Origin of the sequence: Bradyrhizobium sp. Arg237L (assembly GCF_029990105.1) — a bacterium.
Taxonomy (GTDB): domain Bacteria; phylum Pseudomonadota; class Alphaproteobacteria; order Rhizobiales; family Xanthobacteraceae; genus Bradyrhizobium.
On record NZ_JAQMIL010000012.1, the window covers coordinates 86,606 to 112,352 of the forward strand.

The 25,747-nt window shown below is 63.7% G+C and carries 27 protein-coding genes; 10 read left to right on the forward strand and 17 right to left on the reverse strand.

Annotated elements, in window-relative coordinates; genetic code table 11:
- Nucleotides 1-65: 65 nt before the first annotated feature.
- Entirely contained in the window at nucleotides 66-1,094 is a 1,029-nt protein-coding gene (locus OZ411_RS09950) for an aldehyde reductase (RefSeq protein ID WP_282527790.1), read from the forward strand.
- A gap of 78 nt (nucleotides 1,095-1,172) precedes the next feature.
- Nucleotides 1,173-1,958 (forward strand): fumarylacetoacetate hydrolase family protein, encoded by a 786-nt coding sequence (locus OZ411_RS09955; RefSeq protein ID WP_282527791.1) that lies wholly within the window; start codon nucleotides 1,173-1,175, stop codon nucleotides 1,956-1,958.
- A 1,072-nt stretch (nucleotides 1,959-3,030) separates the two neighbouring features.
- Here the strand turns inward: OZ411_RS09955 and OZ411_RS09960 are convergent.
- Nucleotides 3,031-3,378 (reverse strand): hypothetical protein, encoded by a 348-nt coding sequence (locus tag OZ411_RS09960; RefSeq protein ID WP_282527792.1) that lies wholly within the window; start codon nucleotides 3,376-3,378, stop codon nucleotides 3,031-3,033.
- A 292-nt stretch (nucleotides 3,379-3,670) separates the two neighbouring features.
- On the opposite strand from OZ411_RS09960, the gene OZ411_RS09965 reads away from it, so the two are divergent.
- Nucleotides 3,671-3,931 (forward strand): hypothetical protein, encoded by a 261-nt coding sequence (locus OZ411_RS09965; RefSeq protein WP_282527793.1) that lies wholly within the window; start codon nucleotides 3,671-3,673, stop codon nucleotides 3,929-3,931.
- Nucleotides 3,932-4,074: 143 nt separating this feature from the next.
- Here the strand turns inward: OZ411_RS09965 and OZ411_RS09970 are convergent, their stop codons facing one another.
- From OZ411_RS09970 to flgF, 7 genes are all read right to left on the reverse strand, one after another.
- Nucleotides 4,075-4,497 (reverse strand): hypothetical protein, encoded by a 423-nt coding sequence (locus OZ411_RS09970; protein WP_282527794.1) that lies wholly within the window; start codon nucleotides 4,495-4,497, stop codon nucleotides 4,075-4,077.
- Nucleotides 4,498-4,710: 213 nt separating this feature from the next.
- Nucleotides 4,711-4,926 (reverse strand): hypothetical protein, encoded by a 216-nt coding sequence (locus OZ411_RS09975; RefSeq protein ID WP_130578834.1) that lies wholly within the window; start codon nucleotides 4,924-4,926, stop codon nucleotides 4,711-4,713.
- A gap of 182 nt (nucleotides 4,927-5,108) precedes the next feature.
- Nucleotides 5,109-6,683: a hypothetical protein gene (locus tag OZ411_RS09980; protein WP_282527839.1), complete on the reverse strand. Its 1,575-nt coding sequence runs from the start codon at nucleotides 6,681-6,683 to the stop codon at nucleotides 5,109-5,111.
- Nucleotides 6,684-6,815: 132 nt separating this feature from the next.
- Nucleotides 6,816-7,568, reverse strand: coding sequence for a flagellar basal body L-ring protein FlgH (flgH, locus tag OZ411_RS09985; protein WP_130578832.1), 753 nt, complete (start codon nucleotides 7,566-7,568; stop codon nucleotides 6,816-6,818).
- A 5-nt stretch (nucleotides 7,569-7,573) separates the two neighbouring features.
- On the reverse strand, nucleotides 7,574-8,638 hold the full coding sequence (gene flgA / locus OZ411_RS09990; RefSeq protein ID WP_282527795.1) for a flagellar basal body P-ring formation chaperone FlgA: 1,065 nt from the start codon (nucleotides 8,636-8,638) through the stop codon (nucleotides 7,574-7,576).
- A 12-nt stretch (nucleotides 8,639-8,650) separates the two neighbouring features.
- Nucleotides 8,651-9,439 carry a flagellar basal-body rod protein FlgG gene (gene flgG, locus OZ411_RS09995; protein ID WP_028163563.1) on the reverse strand — a complete coding sequence of 263 codons (789 nt, stop codon included), beginning with the start codon at nucleotides 9,437-9,439 and terminating at the stop codon, nucleotides 8,651-8,653.
- A gap of 12 nt (nucleotides 9,440-9,451) precedes the next feature.
- On the reverse strand, nucleotides 9,452-10,216 hold the full coding sequence (flgF, locus tag OZ411_RS10000) for a flagellar basal-body rod protein FlgF (RefSeq protein ID WP_130578830.1): 765 nt from the start codon (nucleotides 10,214-10,216) through the stop codon (nucleotides 9,452-9,454).
- A gap of 385 nt (nucleotides 10,217-10,601) precedes the next feature.
- On the opposite strand from flgF, the gene fliL reads away from it, so the two are divergent.
- From fliL to OZ411_RS10020, 4 genes are read left to right on the forward strand one after another with little or no spacing between them, the layout of a single operon-like run.
- The gene (fliL, locus tag OZ411_RS10005; RefSeq protein ID WP_225707030.1) at nucleotides 10,602-11,093 is read left to right on the forward strand and encodes a flagellar basal body-associated protein FliL; all 492 of its coding nucleotides are present in this window, start codon (nucleotides 10,602-10,604) and stop codon (nucleotides 11,091-11,093) included.
- A gap of 2 nt (nucleotides 11,094-11,095) precedes the next feature.
- Entirely contained in the window at nucleotides 11,096-12,292 is a 1,197-nt protein-coding gene (gene fliM, locus OZ411_RS10010; RefSeq protein WP_130578828.1) for a flagellar motor switch protein FliM, read from the forward strand.
- 1 nt (nucleotide 12,293) lies between these two features.
- The gene (locus OZ411_RS10015) at nucleotides 12,294-12,755 is read left to right on the forward strand and encodes a DUF6468 domain-containing protein (RefSeq protein WP_028163559.1); all 462 of its coding nucleotides are present in this window, start codon (nucleotides 12,294-12,296) and stop codon (nucleotides 12,753-12,755) included.
- Nucleotides 12,752-13,528: a flagellar protein FlbB gene (locus OZ411_RS10020; RefSeq protein ID WP_282527796.1), complete on the forward strand. Its 777-nt coding sequence runs from the start codon at nucleotides 12,752-12,754 to the stop codon at nucleotides 13,526-13,528. The genes OZ411_RS10015 and OZ411_RS10020 overlap by 4 nt, the downstream gene beginning before the upstream one ends.
- A 31-nt stretch (nucleotides 13,529-13,559) precedes the next feature.
- On the opposite strand, the gene OZ411_RS10025 is transcribed toward OZ411_RS10020, so the two are convergent.
- From OZ411_RS10025 to OZ411_RS10060, 8 genes are all read right to left on the reverse strand, one after another.
- Nucleotides 13,560-14,081 (reverse strand): DUF1269 domain-containing protein, encoded by a 522-nt coding sequence (locus OZ411_RS10025; protein ID WP_130578826.1) that lies wholly within the window; start codon nucleotides 14,079-14,081, stop codon nucleotides 13,560-13,562.
- 384 nt (nucleotides 14,082-14,465) lie between these two features.
- Complete coding sequence (locus OZ411_RS10030) at nucleotides 14,466-14,669, reverse strand: hypothetical protein (protein ID WP_130578825.1); 204 nt, start codon at nucleotides 14,667-14,669, stop codon at nucleotides 14,466-14,468.
- A 668-nt stretch (nucleotides 14,670-15,337) separates the two neighbouring features.
- Nucleotides 15,338-15,622 carry a DUF1488 family protein gene (locus OZ411_RS10035; protein WP_282527797.1) on the reverse strand — a complete coding sequence of 95 codons (285 nt, stop codon included), beginning with the start codon at nucleotides 15,620-15,622 and terminating at the stop codon, nucleotides 15,338-15,340.
- Nucleotides 15,623-15,651: 29 nt separating this feature from the next.
- Nucleotides 15,652-15,954: a hypothetical protein gene (locus OZ411_RS10040; protein ID WP_282527798.1), complete on the reverse strand. Its 303-nt coding sequence runs from the start codon at nucleotides 15,952-15,954 to the stop codon at nucleotides 15,652-15,654.
- Nucleotides 15,947-16,216: a hypothetical protein gene (locus tag OZ411_RS10045; RefSeq protein ID WP_282527799.1), complete on the reverse strand. Its 270-nt coding sequence runs from the start codon at nucleotides 16,214-16,216 to the stop codon at nucleotides 15,947-15,949. Before OZ411_RS10045 ends, OZ411_RS10040 begins: the two co-directional genes overlap by 8 nt.
- Nucleotides 16,217-16,340: 124 nt before the next feature.
- A complete protein-coding gene (locus OZ411_RS10050) occupies nucleotides 16,341-16,589 on the reverse strand; it encodes a DUF3551 domain-containing protein (protein WP_282527800.1) in 249 nt (82 codons plus the stop codon).
- 75 nt (nucleotides 16,590-16,664) lie between these two features.
- Nucleotides 16,665-17,960, reverse strand: a complete 1,296-nt coding sequence (locus OZ411_RS10055) for a serine hydrolase (protein ID WP_282527801.1) — start codon at nucleotides 17,958-17,960, stop codon at nucleotides 16,665-16,667.
- A 62-nt stretch (nucleotides 17,961-18,022) separates the two neighbouring features.
- Nucleotides 18,023-19,129 carry an AraC family transcriptional regulator gene (locus OZ411_RS10060; protein WP_282527802.1) on the reverse strand — a complete coding sequence of 369 codons (1,107 nt, stop codon included), beginning with the start codon at nucleotides 19,127-19,129 and terminating at the stop codon, nucleotides 18,023-18,025.
- A 378-nt stretch (nucleotides 19,130-19,507) separates the two neighbouring features.
- Between OZ411_RS10060 and OZ411_RS10065 the strand changes: the two genes are divergently transcribed.
- The 3 genes from OZ411_RS10065 to OZ411_RS10075 all read left to right on the forward strand — a co-directional run bounded on the left by OZ411_RS10065 (nucleotide 19,508) and on the right by OZ411_RS10075 (nucleotide 24,148).
- Nucleotides 19,508-23,287 carry a tetratricopeptide repeat protein gene (locus tag OZ411_RS10065; RefSeq protein ID WP_282527803.1) on the forward strand — a complete coding sequence of 1,260 codons (3,780 nt, stop codon included), beginning with the start codon at nucleotides 19,508-19,510 and terminating at the stop codon, nucleotides 23,285-23,287.
- Between the two features lie 45 nt (nucleotides 23,288-23,332).
- Nucleotides 23,333-23,515 (forward strand): hypothetical protein, encoded by a 183-nt coding sequence (locus tag OZ411_RS10070; protein ID WP_282527804.1) that lies wholly within the window; start codon nucleotides 23,333-23,335, stop codon nucleotides 23,513-23,515.
- Nucleotides 23,516-23,839: 324 nt separating this feature from the next.
- Complete coding sequence (locus OZ411_RS10075; protein WP_130578820.1) at nucleotides 23,840-24,148, forward strand: hypothetical protein; 309 nt, start codon at nucleotides 23,840-23,842, stop codon at nucleotides 24,146-24,148.
- A gap of 132 nt (nucleotides 24,149-24,280) precedes the next feature.
- Here the strand turns inward: OZ411_RS10075 and OZ411_RS10080 are convergent, their stop codons facing one another.
- Nucleotides 24,281-25,612, reverse strand: a complete 1,332-nt coding sequence (locus OZ411_RS10080; protein WP_282527805.1) for an amidohydrolase — start codon at nucleotides 25,610-25,612, stop codon at nucleotides 24,281-24,283.
- Nucleotides 25,613-25,747 lie beyond the last annotated feature (135 nt).

A 25,747-nucleotide genomic window follows, 5' to 3' on the forward strand; every position in this document is an offset into this window, starting at 1 on the left:
TTGTTGCAGGCCGGCGAAGCGAATTTCCGCGCCGAGGGCCGAAGATTTGGGAAAGGCTTTGTCGGATGAGCACCGTTTTGGTTACGGGCGGATCGGGCTTCATCGGGGTGCACACCATCCTGCAGTTGCTGGTCGAGGGCCATCAGGTGCGCACCACGGTGCGCCGGCCGGAGCGCAGCAAGGATGTGCTCGCGATGCTGCACCAAGGCAATGCGCCATCGCCCGAGAGCGTATCGTTCTTCACCGCCGATCTCACGCAGGATGCCGGCTGGCGCGAGGCGGTGGCGGGTTGCGATTACGTGCTGCATGTCGCGTCTCCGCTCAGCAGCAGCGTGCCCAGGGACGAGAACGAGATGATCATTCCCGCGCGCGACGGGACTCTCCGGGTGCTGCGCGCCGCGCGCGATGCCGGCGTCAAGCGTGTCGTCGTCACGTCGTCGATGGGGGCGATCGGCTACGGCCACCCGCCGCAGGCGCAGCCGTTCGACGAGACGAGCTGGACCAACCTCGATGGCGCTGACGTGTTCGCCTACGTCAAGTCGAAGACGCTCGCCGAGCGCGCGGCCTGGGAATTCATTGCGAAGGAGGGCGGCGGACTGGAGCTTTCCGTCATCAATCCCGTCGGCGTGTTCGGGCCGGTCCTGGGGCCGGATTTCTCCGGCTCGATCGACATCATCAAGATGCTGCTCAACGGCGCGATGCCGGCGGTGCCGCGGATCTATTTCGCCGTGGTCGACGTGCGCGACGTGGCGGACCTGCATCTGCGCGCGATGACCTCGCCGGCGGCGCGCGGCGAACGCTTCATCGCGGTTGCCGGAGATCCGATGTCGATGCTCGATATCGCAAATCTCCTGCGGCGCGAGCTCGGTTCCGCCGCCCGGCGGGTGCCGCGCTTCCAGGCGCCGGACTGGGTGGTGCGGCTGGCCGCAACGGGCGTTCCCGTGCTGCGCTATGCCGTGCCGATGCTCGGCAAGGTCCGCCGCTCCACCAGCGCGAAGGCCCGCGAAAAGCTCGATTGGACGCCGCGCCGCGATGACGAGACGATCCTTGCGACCGCCGAAAGCCTGATCAGGCTCGGCCTTGTCAAGGCGTGAGCGCGTATGTGACGCGCTTGTCAAGCGCGCGCCGTGGTGCTGAATTGCCATCTCGACAACGCAATCCGGGAGGTGGCCATGGACAGGACCGCAGCGGCCGCAAAGGCCATCGCCACCGCTCGCCGTAACCGCGCGCCGCTGGCGACGCTGCCGGCGGATCTGGTGCCGGCCGATGAGGAGGAGGGCTATCAGGTCCAGCGCGCGGTGCATGACCTCTTGCTGCCGAAGGTCGGCGCGCTCGTCGGCTACAAGATCGGCTGCACCAGTGCGGTGATGCAGGACTATCTCGGCATCGCCCATCCTTGCGGCGGCGGCGTGTTCGAGAAGGGCGTGTATGAGAGCGGTGCCGAGCTCAAGATGGCCGACTATGTCCGCGTCGGCGTCGAATGCGAGATCGCGGTGAAGCTGGCGCGCGATCTGGCGCCGGGCGAGGCGCCGTTCACCGCCGAATGGGTCGCGGAGGCGGTGGCGGAGTATCATCCCGCGATCGAGATCGTCGACGACCGCTACGCGAAATGGGAGGCGATGGGCGCGCCGACGCTGATCGCGGACGACTTTTTCGCCGCCGGTTGCGTGCTGGGCACGGCAGTGCCACGCATCACCGCACCCGATCTGCACGACGTCAAGGGCCGCGCGCTCATCAATGGCGAGGAGGTGGCGAGCGGCACCGGCGCCGACGTGCTTGGTCATCCCCATAACGCACTCGCCTGGCTCGCCAACCATCTCGCCGCCGAAGGCAAGGGCCTGCACGCCGGACAGGTGGTGCTGACAGGCAGCCTGGTGAGGACGATATGGCTCAACGCCGGCGACAGCGTCGTGATGGAGCTCGCGGGTCTGGGCAAGGTGAAGGCCACGTTCGCGTGATGCGGTAAGTAGGTTCGAGTGCGCTGCTCTCTTCGTCGTCCCGGCGAACGCCGGGACCCATAACCACAGGGAGTGATTATGGAGCGAGCAAGCGGTTGCAGCGGAGCACACGACAAGGGCCTGTGGTTATGGGTCCCGGGTCAAGCCCGGGACGACCGCGGGAGAGTTCGGATTTAATTTTCAAACAGCAGTCTCGTAGGATGGCTAGAGCGCAGCGAAACCCATCGCGATGGAGCAAGCCGCGCGAATGATGGGTTTCGCTGCGCTCTACCCATCCTACGTCTGATTCAAACAGCGGATGTGAATCTGCATTCTCGCGACGCGTTGCGTCCGAGCTTTTCGTTCGTCTCACCCTCTTCTTGAATAGAGGGCGCAGGGAAAGCCGGGTGCCGGTTGCACCCATGGGTCCCGTGCAACAAAAAGCACGGGGGTAGGACCACAGGTTCAACCGAAGCATTCCGGCTTTCCCTGCGCGATGGTGTTACGGTTTCCTTCGTGCTCTCCCCGGTGACCGGGCTTTCTTGCCACCGTCATCTCAAGCGCGAAAAAAGTTCGCGCGAAAAACTTAGCGCCAGCGTCGGGGCGCCAGGACCACACGACTTCGCCGTCCGTGAGCGCCACGCTCGTCAGTCGTGACACCCGCGTCCACCGCATCTCACCGCAACGTTCGTGACGATCGCGACCCGCCCCTCATCCGCCGTGAGACGCGCGGAGTTAAATCACTGATTTGCCCGACGGCGAAAGCGGAATATTTTCTGCGCGAGGGCTGGACAGGGGGGCGGCTGATTTGCCCGTCGGGTTGTTATGTCGCACCGAAAGCATCCACATCGTCATTGCGAGCAGCGCGAAGCAATCCATAGCGCCGCTTGTGGAGACGTGGATTGCTTCGCGGAGCCTGTCATCGGGCGCGCGTTCGCGCGACCCGTTGGCTCGCAATGACGGGGGGCTGTCATTCCGGGGCATCGCGAAGCGATAAGCCCGGAATCCATTTCACCGCTTGCGCAAGTGGACGAATGGATTCCGGGCTCGCGCTGACGCGCGCCCCGGAATGACGGCGGAAACGGTGGCGGTGCTACGCCGACACGTCGACGAGCTGGCCCTTCTTGTCCGCGTTCTCATGGAATTGCTGCTCGATGAGGTCCTTGATCTTCTGCTCCACGGCCTGGCGCTGTTGCGGCGTCATGTTTTGCAGGTCCTGCTCGGTCAGGTTCATGCTCTTCAGGATGTTCGCGCGCATCCGGTCGATCGGGTTCATGTGGGCGTATTTGAGGAACTCCTCCTCGATACCGTTGCCGAGGGACGTTTCCCGCGCGGGTTGGGTGGAAGCTTGATCGTCGGCGCTCGAGACGTCCTTTGCGGCAGTGTTCTTCGTGCTCGCGGTAACAAAGCTATAGGAGGAGATCGTCGTCGATATCTGCACGTCGCGCCCCAATTCGTGATGAGGTCGCAGGACGCAATCCGTGTGCCATCATGCACGCGAGTTATTTCAACGGGATAGGCGCGACCCTCAGGACATTCGGCGCTGAGTGGGCAAGTTCTGCCCGGCGAAGTTTTCCCGCGCGCGTGAATGAACCGCGTCATTTGGTGTCACTGCGGTGACCGGCTGCAATCGCGAACTATCACGGTTGGGAAAGGCGGCGCGATCCATGATTGGCGCCGGCGCTGCGGCCCACCACTTCGAATAAGTGTGATTCCGCATCCAGGAGACCAAGATGAAATACGCACTGATCGGCGCCGCTGGCGTCATCGCGGCGGCTTTCGCAAGCCCGGCATCGGCTCAGGCGGTGATCGAAGATCCCGGCTACTGCGCGCAGTTTTATCCCGATGCCAATTGCCAGAATATCGGGCCGGGCAATCCCTATACCGACGGCAACTGGCGCAACGATTGGCCGCCGGCGCGACACGCGTTCATTGAACGGCATGCGCGCCATCGTCATCTCAGCCATCACGAAATGAATGGCAGGGCGGGTTAGTTAGCGTCCCGTTTTCCGCAGCTTCAACGAGCGACGGCGCAAGCGTAATCCGCCGTTCGCCTGCGACCGGGATTGTCGGTTACGCCTCCCGCCTTCGTGCGTTGAAGCGGCGGAGAATGGGGGCGGCTAACCCTGCGATCGCACTAGCCGACCGCAAACGGCTTGGCGGGGCGGTGGCGGTCGGCCTGGCTTTGCGGCAGCCTGGTCACGCCGACAGCGCGCTTGATGCCGCGCTCTGACGGCGGCTCCGGACGGGGAAACAGGTTGGCCTCGAAACGCACGCCCGGCGCTTGCTCTGCGGTGCCGGAGCACACCGCGGTCTGGCCCTTGAAGACCCCGGTCAGCTTTGCCTCGACCTCGTCGACACCGAACACGGTGGTCGGGCCTTCGGCGTAGCGCTTGGTTGTCAGCGTTGCAGTAAATCGGTCTTCGTTGAGCTCGTAAGTGCCGCTATAGGTGAACATGCAGTCGCCGCCCGAGATCCTGCCATTTGCAAGATAGATGATCCCGGTGCCTTCGCCGTGCGGCGTCCGAAACCAAACGGCATATTCGCCATCCCTGATCATCGAACACACCCATAACGAGAAAATTTGCGTTGCGCACTACCTAGAGCGCGACGCCGCCAACTTCCAGCGAGTGAGGGCGCGAGGGTTAATGGGGCGTGAAAGGCTGCGCGTAAAATCGCCGTCATGCCTGACCCGCACGTGTATCAGATCGCCAACCTGATCCTCATCGGAGGAGCCGCATGACTCACGCGTTACGCTCTCATGCTTCGCGCTCTAAGCCTCGTTTTTGGGCGTATATTTGCCCATGACGCATTTGTAGCTCTTCAGCCTCCACTCGTGATACGGCCCCTTGGAGAGCCAGTCGGCGATGCCGATTTGCGCATTTACACTGCAGGCTGCCATGGTGATGCCGGATTGCTCGCTGTTGGTGACGACTTTTTCAAGACAAAGCGGACCGTTGCAGAGAATAGCGACAAGCGTGACAAGCATTTTGACCTTCGGTTGATTGGGGAATACCCGGTTGGATTGGTTTATGCAGGCTTCGTGCCAGCGGGCTGGACTTGCGTGATCACATCTCGTCGAAACGTGATCTGGACCAGCCTTCGTCCGATATGCTGTACGTAGTTTCCCGGGTTATGCTTCCGATGCAGAGGTGCCCGGCGTTCCAGGCGCTACCGGCAGGCGGGATTGGCCGCATCCGCGATCGAGAAAAATGCGATGCTGGTCGGGGCCAAGTCAGTGTGTGACGCCGCGACCGGCTCGCCTTCGAGCGCAGGCAATTCATCATTCGCAGCAAGCCTCAACTCGCGGCCATTCATGCGCACGCGCGTGTCGGTGAGATTGGCTGCGGTCAGGGCGTAGCGTCGCGCCGTTCCGGAGAACGCGAGCGACCGCCGCGCCATCCGATCGGTGTTGATGGCAAGCAGCGCCACGCCGCCTGATGTGTCCCGCAGGCAATGCGCATAGAGATATAGTCCCGGCACCGCCGCCGATCCGACGTCGAGCACGACCGTGCCCATCAGTTTTCGCCAAAGCAGTGCGGCCCAATAGTTCGGACGCGGCGTGAAGTCTTTCTCTTCCAGCAGGCCGTAGTCGCTGGCAGCAAGAGTGTTGTGCATGACGACTTGCACCTGGCGTTTGGCCATGCGCCCAAGCGTGTCGAGATAGCGAAAGCTGTCGAGGAAGGTCGAGCTCCAAGGATTGCCACCACAGGCGGCATCGGCCGTTTCTGTGATCCACAGCGGCCGACCGGGTGCGAACCGATCGCGCAAGTTTGCGTAGAACGACGCTGCACGATCGATGCCAGACAACCAGTCTTGTGACAACGCGTTGCTGTCGCTTACCGCAGCCGATGGCACCCTCTTGCTGCAACGTGGCGAGAGGGCGCCGTAATAATGGAAGGAGATCGCGTCGAACACGGGGCCTGCTGCTGCCAACAGCTTCTCACTGCCGAGCGCATCGCCCGATCCGCCTGTGCTCACGGTGCCCGGCCCAAGCAGGATTGTTTCCGATGAGGCATGCTTGAGGAACGGCGCGAACACGGCGATGTCGCGTCCGAAGCTCGCGGCATCATAATCGGACGGCAGGCCGCCGATGGCGGCGAGGTCGGGCTCGTTCATGAACTCGGCCGCTGCGATGTTGCCGCCGAGTGCCTGCGTCGCCGCGATCAGCTTCTGTGCCTGCGCCGGCGTCCAGACGCCGCTGGCATCGCGCGTGCCCAGGCCTGTCGCAAAGGAGGTGACGAGTCTTGCGTCCACCGCGCGCGCGAAGTCGACAACGCCTTTCCATTGACGGCGTGTCAGCACGCCGTTGAAGCCGGGAGGTGGCGACCGCGCGTTCTCATCGGTGTCATCGAAATAGGCGATGTTGGCCCAGCGGCCGCTCACGCGCAGATAGGCCGGCCCCAGCGCCGCGGCGAGCTTGCGCAGTCGCGGATTGGCGAGATCGATCGGCTTGCGGTAGGCGTACATCGCGGGATCCCTGCCGGCCGGGATGCCATCCGCCTTCGAAGAAGGTTTGCGCCGATCGGCGTAGGGACGCCAGAAGCGCCCGCCGGTCACCTCGACCATCTCGACATTGTAGGATTGAAAGCGCTCGTCGATCGAACCAATGCGCGCCATGTCCGTTGGCGCGAGCGCGATGCTCGGATCGGCCGCCGACGCAGGCGGCGCGCACAGGATGGCGAGCGCAGCGCCGAGGCAAGCGCGTCGCGTCAGGCTGATCCGAACCTCGTTCTCGCTCCGCATCACGCGACTATACACCGGGCACGTGGTCGCCAAAAAGCCGCGGCCCCCGCTAGGGGAGCTAGCGAGGGCCGCGTTGGAACACTTCACTGCGCCTAGGTTCGCAATAAAGTGTGGGAGCTCGTTTGAAGAAGGTCAGAACGGCAGCAGCACGTCCATCACCTGCTGTCCGTAGCGGGGCTGCTGGACGTCGGTGATCTGGCCGCGGCCGCCATAGGCGATGCGGGCCTGGGCGATCTTGCTTGAATCGATGGTGTTGTCGCTCTGGATATCCTCGGGCCGCACGACGCCCGCGACGATCAGTTCGCGGATCTCGAAATTGACGCGGATCTCCTGCTTGCCTTCGACCACGAGGTTGCCGTTGGGCAGCACCTGCGTGACGACCGCGGCGACGTTGGTCTGCAACGCTTCCTGCCGGTTCACCGAACCCTTGCCGTCGCTGGACGAGGTCGAGTCCGTGGTGAGGATTTTGCCCGGCAGGACCTTTAGCGGCTGCGTAACCGTTTGGGAGCCGAGGAAGTCGGTGATACCAGAATCTTCCTTGGCGGTGCGGCTGCGCTGGGTCTCGTTGGCGATGTTGGCTTTGTCGGTGAAATTGACGGTCACCGTCAGCAGGTCGCCGACGCGCGCGGCGCGCTGGTCCTTGAAGAAGGCTCTGGAGCCGTTGCGCCACAGCGAGTTCGGGCTGTAGGAGGCCACTTCCGGCTTCGGCATCGGCATCTGCACCGGCTTGTAGCCGGGCTGCGTGGTCGGATTTTCGATTGCGGTCAGCTTCGGCTGTTCGCCGATCTGGGAGAGGCGGTCGATCGAGGAGCAGCCGCTGGCGAGGATGCCGAGCGTGAGCAGGGCGCCGGTGAGGACGAGGCGGTTGATACGATAAGCGGACATCACGGTTACTCGGCTTTCGGGGCGACTGAACTGACGTTGGCGACGGCGACGGGGCTCGCCTGCTCGGCGGGGGCGAGCGAGGCGCTGGGTTCAAGGACAGTTGCTGCGCGCGGCGGGGTGATCGTGACCTGGCCGCGGCCGGTGACGGTGCCGGAGACGGTGCGCTTGGACTGCAGGTTCATCACGCTGACGACATCGCCCTCGGTGCCGCCGTCGAGCGCCTTGCCGCGGATCGTGAGATAGAGCCCGGCGGCCTGATAGATCAGCGTCACGTTCTGGTCGCGGGTCACGAGATCCGGCCTGGCGAGATCGGCGCTCTTCAGCGCCTGTCCGGCGCGGAGCTGGCGACGGGCCTGCATGCCGACGGCATTGTCGCGGAGGGCGAGGTCGTTGCCGACCTCGGCCTTCGGGCGGCGCTCGACCAGCACGTCCGAATGCTTCAGCGTCTCGCCGCGCTCGACACTGCGCGCCAGCACGGCGGCTTCGACGGTTTCGATCGCGGTGCCGGTGAAGCGCAGCCTGGTCGGCGCGGCGCCGGTCTCGTTCGCGATCTCGAAGGTGATGTCGAAGCGGCTGTTGCGCGGATCGTAGCGCAGGGCGACCGGCTGCAGATTGCCGGAATTGGTGGCTTCCAGCCTGACGTCGCCGATGTCGCGATCGAAGTTGATGGTGAGATTGGCGGCTTCGCCGAGGCCGTTGCGGCGCTCCAGCGTGCGGGCGACCGCCTGCTCGATCTCCTGCCGATCGATCGCGCGCGCGGCGCGGGTCACCGAAATTTCCTTGAGGTCGCGGGTGTCGACGCCGATCACCTGATGGGTGCGCAGCGTGGCGAGCACCTGCGCCACCGGCAGCGTGCCTGTCGTGCCGAGATCGGGCGCGCGATAGATCGGTGTGGCGCCGAAGCTGCCGGCATTGTCGACGAGATCGCCGATGCGGACGATGTCGCTTGTGACCGTGACGTTGGCGCGCAGCGTCGGCGGCGCGATGACGTCGCTGCGGCTCTGCGCGGTCGCATTGGAGACCGACGCGGCAAGGAGCAGCGCGGCGAGGAGAAGCGGGCGGGCGAACATGGTCACTCTCCCTCAGCGGAACAGGTTCGAGGTGGATTGCAGCATCTGGTCGGCGGCGCTGATCACCTTGGCGTTCATCTCGTAGGCGCGCTGGGCCGCGATCAGATCGGAGATTTCCGAGACCACCTCGACATTGGCCTGTTCGAGGTTGGACTGCTGCATGTCGCCGAAGCCGTCGGTGTTGGCGATGCCGTCCTGCGGCGTGCCGGAGGCCGGCGTGTCGACGAACAGGTTGTCGCCGATCGGCTGCAGGCCGGCCTTGTTGATGAAGCGCGTCAGCCCGATCTGGCCGACCAGGGTCGGCGTGGTCGAGCCCGGCAGCATCACGGTTAGCTGGCCCTGCGCATTGATCGTGATCTGCGAGGAGTTCTGAGGGATCGTGATGGTCGGCTGCACCGGGTTGCCCTGCGCGTTAACAACGCGCCCCTGCTGGTCCATCATGAACGAGCCGTCTCGGGTGTAGGTGTAGGTGCCGTCGGGCATCTGGATCTTGAAGAAGCCTTCGCCGCGGATCGCGATGTCGAGATCGTTGCCGGTCGGCGAGAGCGTGCCCTGGCTCATCAGGCGCGGCGTGCCGACGGTCTTGACGCCGCCGCCGAGATCGATGCCGACGGGCAGGATAGTGCCCTGGTCGGAGGCTTGCGAGCCGACGCGGCGCACATGGTCGTAGATCAGGTCCTGGAACGCGGCGCGCTGCTTCTTGTAGCCGGTGGTGCGCAGGTTCGCGATGTTGTTGGAGATCACCTGAACGTTGAGTTCCTGTGCCGCCATGCCGGTCGCTGCAGTGTAGAGAGCGCGCATCGATTAATCTCCTCAGGCCGGAACGTCGGCGAGCTTGTCGATCGCCGATTTGTGCAGATCGCTCTGCTGCTGCAGCAGTGACGAGATCTGGGTGTAGGTCCGCGTAATCTCGATCATGCGGCTCATCTCGGTGACGGAATTGACGTTGGACTTCTCGACGAAGCCCTGGCGCAGCCGCGAGGTGGTATCGAGCGCGGCCGGATTGCCTTCGCCGGCGGAATAGAGGTTGTTGCCTTCCTTCACGAGCTGCTGCGGCTGGGCGAAATTGACCACGCGCAGCTTGCCGCGGATGGAGTCGATGCGGCCGGTGCCTTCGAGCACGGTGACGTAGCCGTCGGCGGCGATGCTGATGTCCTTGTCGGTCTGCTGGAACACGATCGGGCCGGCATTGCCGAGCACGGGATAGCCGGACTGGGTGACGAGCTGGCCCTGGTTGTTGACGGTCAGATTGCCGTCGCGGGTGTAGCGCTCGCCTTCGGGCGTCTGCACCACGAGGAAGCCCGAGCCGTCGATCGCGACGTCGAGCGGGTTCTTGGTCTCCTGCGACGGTCCTTGCGAGAAGTCGTGGAAAGTGGCGCGGTCGTTGACAAAGGACACGCGGCGGTCGGAGGGGGCAAAATTGTCCTCATGCGCGCCGGACCTCAGGAATTCCTGGAACAGTGAGCGGTCGGCCTTGTAGCCGTTCGTCGTGATGTTCGCGATGTTGTTGGCGACGACATCCATCTGCCGCTCCAGCACAACCTGTCGCGATAGTCCGACCAGAAGCGTATTCTGCATCGGCGGTTCTCCCCTTGCGTAGACGGTCCTGCGGAAAGAGGTTCTCCCAAACCTCAGGCCCTCGGACCTCGTGAACCTTTGGGCTCTCCCAAACCCGCCGGCTCGCACTGTCTTCAGCGAAAGCCGTGCCAACTCGGAAAGTGGTGATTTTTGAGTGGGTTAGGTGTTCAGCCCGGGGGCGGAGAGGGCGGCAGAAAGGTCTTGTTGACCATGTTTGCCCGGCAGTTTTTTCCTAGTTGCGCGGCGAATGAAAGAAACCGTTAACCATTCTTACCCTAGCGTTGCGCTGTAACAGAGCGCGTGTGCGCTGGCGGCATCGGTATTGCGTCTCAAAGGGCCTGGCTGGGGCAATCGCGTTCGTTTCCGTTTTTGGGGCGGGCGGGCGATGGCGGACGAGGACAAGGCGGAGGGCGGCGCCGAGGGCGAGGCCGCCGCTTCGAAGAAGGGTAAGCTCAAGCTGATCATTGCTGCCGTCGGCTTCCTCGCCATCCTTGGCGGTGGCGCCGGCTGGTTCTTCTTCATGCGCGGCCATGGCGAGGAGGCGCATGCCGAAGCGCCGCCGCCGAAGCCGCCGGCCTTCGTCGAAGTGCCCGACATGCTCGTCAATCTCGTCGGCGCGCCCGGCGAGCGGATCCAATATCTAAAGGTCAAGCTGGTGCTGGAGGTGAAGGAGGAGAAGCAGGTCGAGGCGATCAAGCCGTCGCTGCCGCGCGTCACCGACCTGTTCCAGACCTATTTGCGCGAACTGCGCGCCAGCGACCTCAACGGCTCGGCCGGCCTGTTCCGTCTCAAGGAAGAACTCACCAAGCGCGTCAACGCGGCGCTGTCGCCCAACCAGGTGAACGCGGTGCTGTTCAAGGAAATCGTGGTTCAGTAGCGATGGCCGGCAACGACCAGATGGACCAGGATGCGATCGCCGCCCAATGGGAGGCGTCGCTCGATTCCGAGGATCCGGCAGCCGCAGCGGAAGAAGCTGCGAAGAATGAACTGTCGGAGAGCATGTCGCTGCAATGGGCGGCCATGGTCGAGGACGGCAGCCGCGACTTCGGCACCAAGAACGGCGGCGAGCGGGTTCTCTCGCAGGAAGAGATCGACAATTTGCTCGGCTTCACCGTCGGCGACGTCAATCTCGACGACAATTCCGGCATCCGCGCCATCATCGACTCCGCGATGGTGTCGTATGAACGCCTGCCGATGCTGGAAATCGTGTTCGACCGCCTGGTGCGGTTGATGACGACATCCTTGCGCAATTTCACCTCCGACAACGTCGAAGTCTCGCTCGACCGCATCACTTCGGTGCGCTTCGGCGACTACATGAACTCGATTCCGCTGCCGGCGGTGCTCAGCGTGTTCAAGGCGGAGGAATGGGAGAATTTCGGGCTCGCCACCGTCGATTCCAGCCTGATCTATTCGATGATCGACGTGCTGCTCGGCGGCCGAAGGGGCCAGACCTCGCTGCGCATCGAGGGGCGCCCCTACACCACGATCGAGACCAACCTGGTGAAGCGCCTGATCGAGGTCGTGCTGGCCGATGCCGAACAGGCGTTCCGGCCGCTGTCGCCCGTGAAATTCAGCATCGACCGCCTCGAGACCAATCCGCGCTTTGCGGCGATCAGCCGTCCCGCCAACGCCGCGATCCTGGTGCGCCTGCGCATCGACATGGAGGACCGCGGCGGCAATATCGAATTGCTGCTGCCCTATGCGACCATCGAACCGATCCGCAACGTGCTGTTGCAGATGTTCATGGGCGAAAAGTTCGGCCGCGATCCGATCTGGGAAGGACATTTCGCGACCGAAGTGGCGCAGGCCGAGATCTCGGTCGAGGCCGTGCTTTATGAAGCCGACATTCCGCTCAAGCAGTTGATGAAGCTGAAGGTCGGCGACACGCTGCCGCTCGACATCCGCGCGGACTCGCTGGTGTCGGTGCGCTGCGGCCACGTCACCCTGACCGAGGGCCGCATGGGTCGCGTCGGCGACCGCGTCGCGATCCGCGTCAGCAAGAATTTGCGCAAGCCAAATACCACCTTTGCGATGTTCGAGAAGGCCGACGAGCAGACCAAGATGATGGAGGCATAGTTTGAATCATTCCCTCGGAATTGCGATTGAAAGCCTGGTCGCGGTGCTGTTGATGCTGACGATCGGCTACTGCATGCTGCTCAACAAGCGCCTGCAGCGGCTGAAGGCCGACGAGCACTCGCTGAAGGCCACGATCGCCGAACTGATCACCGCAACCGAGATCGCCGAGCGCGCGATCGGCGGGCTGAAGCACACCGTGCGCGACGTCAACGAGAATCTCGGCAGCCAGCTCACCGCGGCGACGCAGATGTCGGCGCATCTGAAGGGCCAGCTCTCCGAGGCCGACGCCATGATCCGGCGGCTGTCGAGGATCGTGCAGGCGGGACGGCCGGTGACGGAGGCTGCGCCCGCCGCAGCCGCTGCACCCGCGCCGGCGGCGCCGAAGATGTCGCCGGCCAAGGCGGTGGCGGCGGCTGCTGAAGCCTTCACCGAACGCAGAAAGGCAGGCGGTCTGGCCGCATGAGCGCGTTTCGCGACATCCGCGTCATCCCGGTCGTGCTGGTCGCGATCTTCGGCCTTGTCGTGCTGAAGGTCGCGGGCCTCGTGCTCGATGGCGGCTATGTGTTCGACTACAATCCGCAGTCGACCAAGCCGTCATGGGCGCAGGAGATGCTGAATTTCCCGGGAGGAAAGAACAAGGGAGATCCGAACGACATCACCGGCTCCGTGCACGGCCCCGAGGAGAAAAAGAAGGAAGAGCCGTCCGCCGCCGCTGATCCGCCGCCGCAGCCGGATGGCGTCGTGATCAATCCGAATTTGCCCCCGCAGATCTCGGCCTCCGAGCGCGCGATCCTGGAACGGCTGCAGGCGCGCCGGCAGGAACTGGATGCCCGCGCGCGCGAGATCGAGATCCGCGAAAGCCTGTTGAAGGCCGCCGAGAAGCGCATCGAGACGAAGGTGGAGGAGGCCAAGGCCAGCGACGCCAGGAGCAGCGCCGTCGCGGCGCAGAAGGCCGAAGCCGACGCCGCGCGCTTCAAGGGCATCATCACGATGTATGAGGGCATGAAGCCGAAGGACGCCGCGAAGGTGTTCGACCGGCTGGAAATGGGCGTGCTCTACGAGATCGCTTCCCAGATCGCGCCGCGCAAGATGGCTGATATCCTCGGCCTGATGCAGCCGGAAGCGGCCGAGCGGCTCACTGTCGAGCTCGCCCGCCGCGCCAGTCCCGACAAGCTGCAGCCCGCCGCCGACCTGCCCAAGATCGAGGGCAGGATGCTCACGCCGAAGCTGAACTGACGGCTTCGGCGCATCGCTTGCAGCAGTACTATTAAGCCGCCGGTGCAGGTGGGGTAGGCACAGCCGCTTGCGCGCCGGCCAATGCCGCCCGCAACGCGTCTTCCTTGGTGTGGTCGAGAGACGTCTTCAGCACGGTCCCGCCTTCGCCCTTGAGACCTTCAAGCACTTTGTCCCCGGTCACCCTGCGCGCCAGCACAAAAAGGGCTGCGGTTCCCGGTTGAATGGCAGCCGCCGTCTCCTTCATCCATTTGTCGTCGATGCCGACATCGGTCAGATATCCGCCGAGCGTGCCGCCGGCGGCGCCAAGCGCTGCTCCTGCCAGCGGCATCAGGAAGATCAGACCGATCAGGGTGCCCCAGAAAGCGCCGCCGACCGCGCCGGCCGCTGTGGTGTTGATGAGCTGGTTCAGCTTTACCCGACCATCGGCATCCTTCACCGCAATCACGGCATCGCCGAGTTCGATCAGGTACTCCTTCTGCATGGCCAGCAATTTCTGACGAACTTCTTCCGCCTTCGCCTCGGTAGGGAATGCGATCACGACAAGATCACTCATTTGCAGTTCTCCTCTATGGCCGCCCGACTTTATTCCGTCTCCATGACCATCCGAATGCAAAGCAAATGGCACACGAATGCGATTGATTTACATCAACCCCCGGCGAGGGGAACCTAGCACGTTGTTCAATCTGTGGCTTCGCCCGTTTGCCTCAAACACAACAGGGAACTTGCCTACCGCCTCTGGCCCTGACTGGCGTTTTCCTGTTTGCGCCCGCGAAATACGGGCTGGCGAAGCATTGGGCTGGCGGCTGACACCGGCGCTTTGCACCGGGCCATCGGTGCATAGCCACACCTGTGGCAGTGCCGTTGATGCTGTAGATTTCCATACAATTGAGCGATGCCGATCAAACGTCAGCGCCTGGGCGCGCTCTCGCCTGGGTAGCTACCTGAACAAGCGGTCGGTCGCTTTATCAAGCCGCTTATCCGAACCGCTCGCATCACTTAGATGACCAACCAACTCTCCGGAGAGCCTGTAGATGTTGATCCCTTTGAGGTCATAGAGCTTCGTACCGTTGCGGTCGAAAATTTCTCGACCGACTATAACGCCGACGTGAATACCTTTGCTGTTGAATATGTTGCCCTTCATAGGAGCCTCCTTGCTTGCGAGACCAACCGTGCGGTGCGTTCGCTGCTCTGTTTCGCTGGTGTGTCAGGGCCGACTTGAGCGAGCAGCTCAATTCGCCGCCGCGCAGCCTTTGCCGGGCAAAGGCCGCGCAATGGCTCATTGATTTGGCTTCGTTGAGCCCGCGCCGGGATCAGCAATCGTCTCCCAGTGGTTGCCGCAAGCGGAACACCGCCATTCGTTGACAACCCCGGTGGACAAATAGGTCGAACGGATGGGGGCAGTAATGAGGTGTCCGCAGATACAGGTATTGGTGCCTTGTGACGGCGAGCGCCTTGGCCCGTCGCGAACCATTCTGGAGGCCCAGCGGCGCTCGAAACTCCGTTCAAAATGCAATGGATAGATTGTGGAACTCATGGGGCTCCCTCCTGTTTCTGGCGGGAGCGCGGCATGGTCTCTCAGTCACTGAAGCCTTTTTCACGATCAGTGATATCAACAACATAAGGCGTCAGCCATCCGATGGCTAGGTCGATGCTCGCAGGATCTTTCGCGCTCTCCTACGGGAGCGATGTTGATGCGCCGGCTCGGGGCCAGCGTACGTTCGTTCGCACGCTAAGCGATCACGATCGTCTGGAACAGAGCGGTCGCCAACGGGACAGCATCACTTTCCCACCGGTCGCCAGCGTGCGGTTCTATCGCGGCTTTCGGAAATCGATGCTGCGCAGGACGATCCCGGGCGGCGTTCCTTCGAACTCGGTCGCCTGGTACTTACCGTCGGCGCAGGCCTCGATGCGCTCGCGCAGTCGTATGAATTGCGCTTCGCGCTGGGTCGCTTTCGCTCGCACCACGCCTTCCAGTTCATCCATCGCGGAGATCGAGATTGCGCAGGGGACCTCCTTCTGCCCGTCGAGCATCGAGAACAGGACGACCATCCTGTCGTATTCATAGCTGATGAAGCGGCTCTGCCTCAGCGTCATGTGACCTACTCCTTGAAGCGGCGCGGCGATCACGCTCCGTCTTGCTCGGTGAGCCGTGCAAAATCCTCAAGAATCGCTGCGACGAGATCGCGATGCCTGGTATCTTCTGGCGGCAGGCTTGCGGCATAAAGGTCGAGTACGTAACGCGCCTTGGTAGCTGCTTCCGGCCACGACGCGGCGGCAACCGACAAGAGGTCCCTTTCGAAGGCGCTCTGCCGCTCGCGCAGCTCCCGCGCATGGCCCTCGACCTCTGCCAGCGCACGGCGGATATCGGTCGCTTTCTGCGCCGCCATGCCACGATGGCTGTCGAGGTCGAACGGTTCGTCAGTCATGGGGCGCGCTCGCATCGATGCGCTGCGCGTCCGCGAGATCGACCGAGCCGATCGACACCATCTGCATCGCCAGCCCGCGCGAGCCTTCAGCGGGAACCATGATCATGGTGGCGACGCGTCGGAACGCGTCGAACGAGAGTCCCTCGATCGTCTCCTCGTCGGTGATGACCTCGTAGTCGCCGGCCGGTAACAGGCGATCGATACCTCTGATCCGGAACGGGTGTTTGAAAGTGACGACTTCTCGTCGGGAGCGGGTGGTCATGCGCGCGTGCCTTTCGCGAAAACGCCGGCGCCGGCGCTGCCCCAAAAGCAGCATGCGCCCTTTAAGCCGCGTTAGCCATCGCTTTCTTGCCGCGCCCGAGACGAAGCGGTTTGGCGCTCGCGCATCACGATCTTGAGCGCCTCGTCCGGCGAGGGCCGCCGGCGAAATACGGGTTGGCGAAGCATTCGGCTGCGCGGCCTGACGCCGACGCCTTGCACTGAGCCATCGATGTATAGCCGCACCCGATTGCAGGGCCGTCAATGCTGAAGACCTGCATGCAGATCGGGTAACGCGGATCATAGGTCTGCGCCTGGGCAGGAAACGCCAGCAGGATTGGACAGAGAGCCATGACCGCCGTGACTGCTGGACGCATCGGAAATCTCCCACAACGGTCGGCGCGTCACCGAATGACCCAGAATAGACATCCATTCACGTACAGACTGCCGGATTATCGCTTTCCAAGCTGATCGAGCGCCGCGAACCACAGCGCAAGCGGCTCCGCAAGAAACGCGGGGTCGAACGGCTTCTTGTAAACGGCGGTCTGCACCATGACGACCTTAGAGGCTGGATCGACCAGGATCATCTGACCCCGGATTCCCATCAGAAGAAACCGACGCTGCGTACCGGGTAGGATCCACACTTGGTAGCCATAGCCGAAGTATGAGGTGGCTATTTCCGGAGCGAGATAGCCTTCGGTCGGTTTCACTGTCGTGGCGTCCAACAGCCACTGCCGCGGGATAAGTTGGCGTCCTTCCCACACGCCGTCGTACGCAAGCAGCCGCCCCAGGCGTGCAAAGTCACGCAAGGTCGCATTGAGGCAGCAGAAAGCGGTCTCCTGCCCGCTGCTGTCAACGGACCATGACGCGTCGGCCTCGGCGCCGATGGCGTCCCAAATCTTGTCGTGGAGATAGTCGGCAACGGGAACACCTGTGGCAGACCGCAACACCAATCCGAGTATCTCGGTCTCGACGCTGGCGTAGTGCCATTTGGTTCCCGAAGGAGCAGCGCGCGTATTGAACTGCGCGACGCTGGCGACGGGATCCTTTCCGGGCTCGATGAACAGGTCCCGCCCGAGCTGCGCAACATCGTCGTGCCCATCGTAAATTTCCGTGAAGGCCACACCTGACGACATATGTAGCAAGTCACGGATCGATGTCTTTCCATACTCCTTCCCGGCGAGACCGGGAACATAGGTCGAGGCGGTGTCGTCGATCGACCCGATCTTGCCTTCGGAGACAGCAATGCCGACCAGCATGGCCGTGACCGTCTTTGCCATGGACTGCGAGAGAAAGTGGTCGCGGTCGCTGCGCGCATATTGGTAGTGTTCGTAAAGGATTGTGTCCTCCTTCGCGATCAAGAGCCCTGTCACCGGATTGCGTTTGAGATAGTCCGCAATCGAGAGACGCTCCGGTCCGAGCCGGTAGGTGATCGACGGCTCTGATGCCCGCTTGAACAGCCAGGGGGATGTCGCGCGTTGTATCCGGCGTGATGGAAGCGTTTCGCCGAAATGGCTGTAGGTACCGACGAGCGTTTCGAGCTGGCCGGCGGTCGCTTGCGTGCCGACCGGATAGCCCGCCGCCGCGCCGTAAATGGCCGCATCGGGACCCGTGTCCGAAAATACCGGTCCTAAATCAGCTTCCCTGCCATTTCCCGGCGTGCTCGTCCCTTGCGCGCTGGCCAACGGTATCCATCCAGCCGCGACAAGCGCCGCCAATCCCGACATCAATATCCTTGCCACCTGCATCTCCTAAGCGATCCTGCGATCCGCAAAGAGTGGCAGGTTGCGCGCCTGCAGGCATGTCGATTTCAAAAATCGCCTGATCGAACTGTCGGTTGGGTGGGGGCAATCCCCGTACCGCTCCCTGCGAGCGACATTTGCCGGAACTCGGTCGGCGTCAGACCGGTGTCCGCCTTGAACGCGCGGTTGAACGGCGTGATGGACTGGAATCCGGCATCGAGCGCGATCGTTAGGACCGGTACGTCCAACTGATCCGGGTCGACAAGCGCCGCCTTGGCCTCGTCGAGGCGATAGCGATTGAGGAACGCGTTGAAGTTACGGTGACCCAACCCTTCATTGATCAGTGTTCGCAGGCGATGTTCGGGCAGCCCCAGCTTTACCGCAAGGAAGCCGATAGTCAGTCCCTCCTGACGGTAAGCGCGCTCGACCGTCATCAGATATTCCAGCCGCTGTAGCGAGCCCTTGTGTGCTGCGAGAAGACCGGCGCGCGAGGCCACCTCTCTCCTTCGAACTGTCGCCTCGGCGCCAGCAAGGGCAGGCTGGCCCATGAACTGCGGAAACGAGGTCCAAACACCAAGCATCGCCAAGACACCGATGCCAAGCGCATAGCTGAAACTGACGGACCGCCAAGGGATTGCAGCCAGACCGGACGCGGCATTAACCACGACGAATGCCGCCGTGGCCAGCAGGAAGACGATCAAGAGCCGGCGGCGCCCCGCTACGAGGTCTGCGCGCCAGACCGGCAGGGTCTGCACAAGGGCCAGGAGAGCGAGCCCGATCGAGGCCAGTGCGAACAGACGGCCGCCGGTCACGCTGCCCCTCGGCGAGATCGTCCATCCGCAATAGGCGAAGACCCCGAGGCCGGCGACGAGCGCCCAGATCGCCAAATGCTGCGGCCGCAACGCGAAGCCGTCGTCGAACACCGCGCGAGCCCACAGCCAAAAGATGACCGGCGAGCCTGTAAAAAGCATCACGAGCGGCGCATTCCACCCGAACGATCTCAGCGGAAAGAACGGTGCCGTCGAGATCGCGTAGGCGACAGCCGCCGCGCCGAGCGCGACGCGCAGCGTGGTAAGCGTGCGGAACGGCCAATCCCGAAACAACAGCGCACTTACCATGAGAACGAGGCCGACCGTCGCGCCCCGGAGACCGAGATCAAGAGCCGTCAATGCCATCGCAAGCCGTATCCTTTCGTTTTTTCAAAGTCCGGACGCTATTGTCAGAATAGCCGCGTCGGGCTTTCCGATGAAGAGGCGTTTGGCTGGAACTGGTCGTCCTGCTGCGTAGGCTTGTGGCCCATCGCATCATTTCGTGGCGATGTTGAATCTCATCGCTGCCAGCGCGCAGTGGACATTGCTCAAGCTTGCATCAATGAAGTTCGAGTACGCGCCCTGCCGGCTCGCTTCACTTTCCCTCAGTTTCCTGGGGCCGTCGCCTAACGTTTCCTAACGACTGTTGTTAACAACTCCTTAAGCGAGCCAATTCAAGATTCGGATGCGGGGTGGCGCATTCGCGCCTGCTTCGAGGCTTGAGGGCTGAAAGACGTAACTGGCATGGCGCGACGGGCTGCCGCTGGACTAAGGTCGCATGGCCGCGTTTTGGCGCGGACGGCGTATCTTTGCCTGGGCCGGCTGTGGCCGCTTGCCGTGCTCCTGATCTCGCTGACGCTTGCGCCCGCCGCCCGCGCCGACGATCCGGTCAAGGGCGTGGCGACGTTCTCGGCGGCGAACGGTTTTGCGCGGCTGGTGTTCAAGCTTGCCGAGGATGTCGAAACCGAGGTGTCGACGGCCGGCTCGATCGTCGTGGTCCGCTTCAAGCGGCCGGTCGATATCCCGGTGGAGGGATTGGCCGATGCCGTGCCCGACTATGTCGGCATGGCGCGGCGCGATCCGGACGGAACGGCGATCCGCCTGTCGCTGTCGCGGCGGGTGACGATCAACACGATGACTGCGGCCGAGCGGATCTTCATCGACTTCCTGCCCGATGATTGGGCCGGACCGCCGCCGCCTTTGCCCACGGACGTGATCCGCGAACTGGCCGAGCGCGCGCGTGCCGCCGAGCGTGCGTTGCGCGCGCAGCGGGCGGCGGACGCCGCCAAGAAAAAGCCGCCGGTGCGCGTGCGCGCTTCGGTGCAGCCGACCTTCGTGCGCTTCGTGTTCGAAATCCCCGACGGCGTCAGCGTGTCCTCGGTGCTGAACGAGCAGAAGCTGACGCTGTTGTTCAACAGCGTGCTCAGCTTCGACCTCGCGGATGCCAAGGTGGCGGCGCCGCCGAACGTCGCTTCGATCAACCAGCGCTCCGACACCGACACTTCGGCTGTCGACATCAACCTGATCGGCGAAGTCGACGTGCGCTCCTTCCGCGAGGACAAGAACTATGTCGTCGACGTCGCCTTCCAGCAGCCGGAGAAGCCGGCGGCGGATGGGCACGCCGCCAACGTTCCACCCGCGCCGGCAAAGCCGCTGGTCGCCGTGGCGGCCGGACAGGGCAAAGCGATCAGGGAGACCACGCCGTTGCAGCAGCCGGCCCCGGTCACGCCGGTGACCTCAGAGACGTTCGCGGAGCAGGCCAAGATCGCCATTAAGCCCGAGCAGGGCGCAAATGCGCAGCAGGCGGCGCCGGCCGCAGCGGCCGAGACCACAGCGCCTGCGGCCGCGAAGCCGCAGCCCCCTGCCGCCGAAATGCCCGCGCCGGCGTCCGAGAAGGTCGCGCAGGAGGTGCCGCCTGCTCCCCCTCCGGCGCAAGCGGCGCCTGCCGAGAACGCGAAGCCTGCAGCAGCCCCCGTCAATGAGGCTTCACCGTCGCCTGCGAATGCCGCGCCGAAACAGGCCGCGGCCGCAACGCCGCAGGTCTCCTCCGCTGAAAAGCCGGTTACGGTCGACGCGCAGCGCGACAGCGACGGCTTGCGCGTGACGTTCACCTTCCAGAAGGCGACGCCGTCGGCGCTGTTCCGCCGCGCCGACGCGGTGTGGCTGGTGTTCGATTCCCCAGAACAGATCGATGTCGCGCCGATCCGCGACAAGGCCGGCGCCATCATCTCCGACGTCAGCCGCTTGCCGCTGGACCAGGGACAGGCGATCCGCTTTCGTCTCAACCGCCCGCAGATGCCTTCGCTCGAGGCCGACGAGCGTTCCTCCGGCACGGGCTGGACGATGACCTTCGCCGACCGGGTGCAGAAGCCGCCGCAGCCATTGATGGTGGTGCGCAATGTCAGCGATCCCGCGCTCGCCAATGTCAGCGTGCCCTTGGCCAATCCCGGGCAATTGCACCGGCTGGTCGATCCAGACGCCGGCGACATGCTGTGGGTCGTCACCGCGCCGCCGCCGGCGCGTGGCTTCATCCGTCGGCAGGATTTCGTCGAGCTGTCGCTGCTTGAATCCGTCCACGGCCTCGTGGTGCATCCGAACTCCGACGACGTGAAGGCCGAACTCGGCGCCGACAAGGTGGTGCTGGGACGTCCGGGCGGGCTTACGCTGTCATCGGCCGACGTTGCCGCCGAACGCGCCACCGCCGCAGTGAAGCCGCTGTTCGATGCCGAGGAATGGAAGAACAACCAGTCGGAGAACTTCCTGAAGCGGCTCGACGCGCTGATCGCGGCCAGCGCCGAGGCGACCACGTCGCCCGAGCAGCTCGCGCAGGCGCGGCTCAACCTTGCCAAGTTCTACGTCGCGCGCGCCATGTACGAGGAGGCACACGGTGTTGCCAATCTGATGCTGTCGGAGAGCAAGCGCGGCGCCGAGGACCCGGCCGTGCTGATGGTTCATGCCGCCAGCAGCATCATGATGGGCCGGCCCGAGCGCGCGCTCAAGGATCTTGCCAACCCCGTGATCGGCAACGGCTATGATTCCCAATTGTGGAAGGGGCTCGCCCTTGCGCGCCAGGGCAAATGGGCGGATGCGCGGGAGAAATTCAAGAACGCGGAGTTCTCGGTCGCGACGCTGCCGCCCGACCTGCAGCGCGTCGTCATGCTGGAATCGATGAAGGCCGCGCTTGAGGTGAAGGATTTTGCCGGCGCCGCGCGCCGCCGCAGCGAGCTCGAGGTGATCGGCCTGCCGAAGGAATTGAAGCCGGCCGCAGCGGTGCTGCGCGGCCGGCTCGCCGAAGCGCTCGGCTATGAGAAGGACGCGCTCGACGCCTACCGCTTCGCCGCGAACTCGCCCGACCGGCAGGCCGCGGCCGAAGGCAAATTGCTCGAGGTCACACTGAAGCAGAAGCGCGGTGAGATCACCCAGGCCGAGATCCTGCGCGAGCTCGAACTGCTCGCGGTGATGTGGCGTGGCGATAGCATCGAGCTGCGTACGCTGCAGATCCTGGCGAAGATCTATTCCGACACCGGCCGCTATGCGGAGGCGTTCGCGGCTACGCGCGCCGCGACGAGGCTGCAGCCGAACTCGCCGGAATCGCGGCAGGCACAGGATGCGGCGTCGGCGCTGTTCGCCCAGCTTTTCCTCGGGCCCGCCGGTGACAGCATCCCGCCGATCGATGCGCTCACGATGTTCTATGAATATCGTGAGCTCACGCCGATCGGTCGCCGCGGCGACGAGATGATCCGTCGTCTGGCCGACCGTCTCGTCGGCGTCGACCTGTTGGATCAGGCCGCCGAGCTCCTGCAATACCAGGTCGACAAGCGGCTCGAGGGTGCGGCGCGCGCGCAGGTCGCCGCGCGCCTTGCCATGGTCTATCTCACCAACCGCAAGCCGGAGCGCGCGATCGCGGCGGTGCGCCTGACCCGCATCTCGGATCTGTCCGGCGAATTGCGCCAGCAGCGGCTGCTGCTCGAGGCGCGCGCGCAGAGCGACGTTGGTCGGCATGACCTTGCGCTCGACATCATCTCCAACATTCCCGGCCGCGAGGCGATCCGGCTGCGCTCCGACATCTATTGGGCGCAGCGGCACTGGCGCGAGGCCTCCGAGCAGATCGAGCTCTATTATGGTGACCGCTGGCGCGACTTCACGCCGCTGAATGCGGCCGAGAAGGGCGACATCATCCGTGCCGTGGTCGGCTATGCGCTCGCCGAGGACGCGATCGGGCTTACGCGCTTCCGCGAGAAATATGCGCCGCTGATGTCGGGCGAGGCCGACCGGACGGCGTTCGACATCGCAGCCAGGCCGGCTGCCGCCAACAGCGCCGAATTTTCCCAGATCGCCAGGATGGCCGCCAGCGTCGACACGCTCGACGGCTTCATCCGCGACATGAAGCTCCGCTTCCCCGACGCCACCGCCCGCGCGCCGCTCTCCGATCCGATCGCGACCGGTGCCGTGCCCGGCACGAAAGCCGATCCCGAGGCGTTGCCTGCGATCGTCGGCGTCAAGCGCGCCAGCGCGGCGAGGTAGCGCGCAGCCCGGATGGAGCCAACGGGTCACGCGAATGCGCGCCCGATGACAGGCTCCGCGCAATCCGGGATTGCCGAGGCCTTGGCGACACCGTTCCCGGATTACGCTGCGCTCCATCCGCGCTACGAACTCCGTGCGGGCTACGTGGACGGTGGCCAAGCCGAATGCGTGGCGATGCTGGTCCAGGTCGGCGATCACCTCAGCAAGCAGTATGACTTCAAGGACTGACGCGCTGGGCTGTTATCCGTGACGAGCGCCGGCTCGCTAAGGCGTGTACTTATAACTCCCGCGCCGCAGATCAGGATGCGTATGAGATCCGCTGTGCCCCTGATAGCGGCGCGATAGCAGAGCTCCAAGGGTCCGAGTTGGGCCAAGAGGCGACGTAACGCGTCCAGGTCAGCTCCAATCGAGTGGCGGGTTGTGGGACTTGGCTTCGTGCCACCACCAGTTACCCACGTAACGCAATTCCGGATTTCCGAAATCTTTCTGTAGGCGTCCTGCCCCATCATCGTCGCCTGGTGGATGGTCACTTCTAACACGAAAGGAGCTTCCATGAAGATTCAAGTCCGCAGGCTCGCGATTGCACTCGCAATTGCTGTTCCTCTCGCAGCGGCCGCCACGGCCAAATCGTCTGCTGCGCCGATCAATGGCATGTCGATCAAGGCGGCGGTACCAGCCGTGACGATGGACGTGCGCTATCTGGTGCGTCGGGATTATCCTTCGTACTGGGGCTATCCCACCTATAACTCGTACTGGGGCTATCCTACCTATAATTCGTATTGGGGCTATCCGACCTATAATTCATACTGGAGCTATCCGAGCTATTACTACTCCTATCCCGGCTACACTTACGGCTGGTGATGACGTCAAGCATTGGCAGCGTGCGGCTCCCTTCGAGCCGCCGCTCGCCAACATGTATTTGAGAGATTTTATCCTTGCTCGATCATGCGCATCGCGCTTGCTTCGCTTCGCTCGCAATGACGGGCTTGGCCGTTACTGTCCCTTGGCTCTCTGGTCGAATGCGCTGAGGACTGCGAGCGTCATCGCGGTGACGCCGGTCTGAATGGTAGGCTTCGGCACCGGCGCGAACAGCGGGGAATGGTTGCCGGGAAGCGGCGGGCCGCCATTGCGCGCGGCGGCGACGTGCTCGGGATCGTAGACGCCGATATTGAAGAACATCGAGGGCACGCCGGCATTGATGTACTCGGAAAAATCCTCGCTCGCGGTGACCGGCGGCGCGGTCCTGAACTTGTCGCCGAAGGCCGCGTTCAGCACCTTCTCGGCGGTCGCGACAACAGCGGCATCGTTGACCACCGCCTTGGTACCCTCGGTGATCCTGATATCCGGTGCAGGCGCATTCGCCATGGCGGCGACCGCTTTGGCGGTACGTTCGATTCCATCATGCATCTTGGCGCGCACGTCCGGTTTGAAGGTTCTGATGGTGCCGAGCAGGACCGCTTCGTCGGGAATGATGTTGGCCGTGGTGCCGGCATGGAGCGAGCCGATGGAGACCACGCCGAATTCGGTCGGGTCCTTTTCACGGCTGATGACGCTCTGCACATCGACCACAAAACGCGACGCCATCATCACGGGATCGATGGTCGCCTGTGGCGCCGCGCCATGGCCGCCGCGGCCTTTGAATTTGATGTAGAGGCCGTCGGCATTGGAAGAGCGGACCCCGACGGTGTAGCTGACGTAGCCGTAGGGAAAGGCCCCGCTATGCAGGGCAAAGCCGGCATCGGGTTTGGGAAAGCGCGTGAACAGGCCGTCGGCCAGCATGGCTCTGGCACCCGCAACCACTTCCTCGGCGGGCTGGGCGATGAACATCAGCGTGCCCTTCCACTGGTCCTTCAGCCCGACCAGCGTCTTCGCCGTTCCGACCCAGCTCGCCATGTGGATGTCGTGGCCGCAGCTATGGGCGACAAAGGTTTCGCGCTCCTGCCAGATGGTCTTGTCGCGGCTTGCGTAGGGCAGGCCGGTTTTCTCCTCCATCGGCAGCGCGTCAAGCTCGGTGCGCACCATGATGGTCGGACCGTCGCCATTTTTGTAGAGCGCAACCAGCCCGGTCTTGCCGACCTTCTCTGTAACCTCGAAGCCGATCGCGCGCATCTCGGCGGCGAGTCTTGCGGCGGTCTTCTCCTCCTGGAAGGCGATCTCGGGATGGGCGTGGATGTCCTTGTAGAGCGCATCGAGTTTTGGATATTCGCTCTCGAAGGAGGTCTCGATCGATTGCTTCAGGCTTGCGACGTCGAACTCCGCATGCGCCGGCAGCGCAACCATGCTGCCCAAGACAAATGCGACGAGCAGGGGCTTTGCAAACCGCATGGTCAGACCTCCCTTGGCTTTTTTCCCTCACTGAGAATATCGCGGTGCATCCGGCCGCCGTAGAAATGGAAGAACGGCACGAAAGCATCATGCCGCAGCGGCCCGAACGTTGGCAAGCACACGCGAAAAATCGCA

Excerpts from the sequence above, each read along its gene's own strand:
- OZ411_RS09980 (WP_282527839.1), bottom strand. The coding sequence starts at position 6,683 with ATGCGGAGCGAGAACGAGGTTCGGATCAGCCTGACGCGACGCGCTTGC.
- OZ411_RS09970 (WP_282527794.1), bottom strand. The coding sequence starts at position 4,497 with ATGATCAGGGATGGCGAATATGCCGTTTGGTTTCGGACGCCGCACGGC.
- OZ411_RS09965 (WP_282527793.1), top strand. The coding sequence starts at position 3,671 with ATGAAATACGCACTGATCGGCGCCGCTGGCGTCATCGCGGCGGCTTTC.
- flgF (WP_130578830.1), bottom strand. The coding sequence starts at position 10,216 with ATGCAGAATACGCTTCTGGTCGGACTATCGCGACAGGTTGTGCTGGAG.
- OZ411_RS10055 (WP_282527801.1), bottom strand. The coding sequence starts at position 17,960 with ATGCAGGTGGCAAGGATATTGATGTCGGGATTGGCGGCGCTTGTCGCG.
- OZ411_RS09950 (WP_282527790.1), top strand. The coding sequence starts at position 66 with ATGAGCACCGTTTTGGTTACGGGCGGATCGGGCTTCATCGGGGTGCAC.
- flgH (WP_130578832.1), bottom strand. The coding sequence starts at position 7,568 with ATGTCCGCTTATCGTATCAACCGCCTCGTCCTCACCGGCGCCCTGCTC.
- OZ411_RS10075 (WP_130578820.1), top strand. The coding sequence starts at position 23,840 with ATGAAGATTCAAGTCCGCAGGCTCGCGATTGCACTCGCAATTGCTGTT.
- flgA (WP_282527795.1), bottom strand. The coding sequence starts at position 8,638 with ATGTTCGCCCGCCCGCTTCTCCTCGCCGCGCTGCTCCTTGCCGCGTCG.
- OZ411_RS09955 (WP_282527791.1), top strand. The coding sequence starts at position 1,173 with ATGGACAGGACCGCAGCGGCCGCAAAGGCCATCGCCACCGCTCGCCGT.
- fliL (WP_225707030.1), top strand. The coding sequence starts at position 10,602 with ATGGCGGACGAGGACAAGGCGGAGGGCGGCGCCGAGGGCGAGGCCGCC.
- flgG (WP_028163563.1), bottom strand. The coding sequence starts at position 9,439 with ATGCGCGCTCTCTACACTGCAGCGACCGGCATGGCGGCACAGGAACTC.
- OZ411_RS10045 (WP_282527799.1), bottom strand. The coding sequence starts at position 16,216 with ATGACCACCCGCTCCCGACGAGAAGTCGTCACTTTCAAACACCCGTTC.
- OZ411_RS10025 (WP_130578826.1), bottom strand. The coding sequence starts at position 14,081 with ATGAGTGATCTTGTCGTGATCGCATTCCCTACCGAGGCGAAGGCGGAA.
- OZ411_RS10080 (WP_282527805.1), bottom strand. The coding sequence starts at position 25,612 with ATGCGGTTTGCAAAGCCCCTGCTCGTCGCATTTGTCTTGGGCAGCATG.
- OZ411_RS10050 (WP_282527800.1), bottom strand. The coding sequence starts at position 16,589 with ATGCGTCCAGCAGTCACGGCGGTCATGGCTCTCTGTCCAATCCTGCTG.
- OZ411_RS10040 (WP_282527798.1), bottom strand. The coding sequence starts at position 15,954 with ATGACTGACGAACCGTTCGACCTCGACAGCCATCGTGGCATGGCGGCG.
- OZ411_RS10065 (WP_282527803.1), top strand. The coding sequence starts at position 19,508 with ATGGCGCGACGGGCTGCCGCTGGACTAAGGTCGCATGGCCGCGTTTTG.
- OZ411_RS10070 (WP_282527804.1), top strand. The coding sequence starts at position 23,333 with ATGACAGGCTCCGCGCAATCCGGGATTGCCGAGGCCTTGGCGACACCG.
- OZ411_RS10060 (WP_282527802.1), bottom strand. The coding sequence starts at position 19,129 with ATGGCATTGACGGCTCTTGATCTCGGTCTCCGGGGCGCGACGGTCGGC.
- OZ411_RS10020 (WP_282527796.1), top strand. The coding sequence starts at position 12,752 with ATGAGCGCGTTTCGCGACATCCGCGTCATCCCGGTCGTGCTGGTCGCG.
- OZ411_RS09975 (WP_130578834.1), bottom strand. The coding sequence starts at position 4,926 with ATGCTTGTCACGCTTGTCGCTATTCTCTGCAACGGTCCGCTTTGTCTT.
- fliM (WP_130578828.1), top strand. The coding sequence starts at position 11,096 with ATGGCCGGCAACGACCAGATGGACCAGGATGCGATCGCCGCCCAATGG.
- OZ411_RS10030 (WP_130578825.1), bottom strand. The coding sequence starts at position 14,669 with ATGAAGGGCAACATATTCAACAGCAAAGGTATTCACGTCGGCGTTATA.
- OZ411_RS10035 (WP_282527797.1), bottom strand. The coding sequence starts at position 15,622 with ATGACGCTGAGGCAGAGCCGCTTCATCAGCTATGAATACGACAGGATG.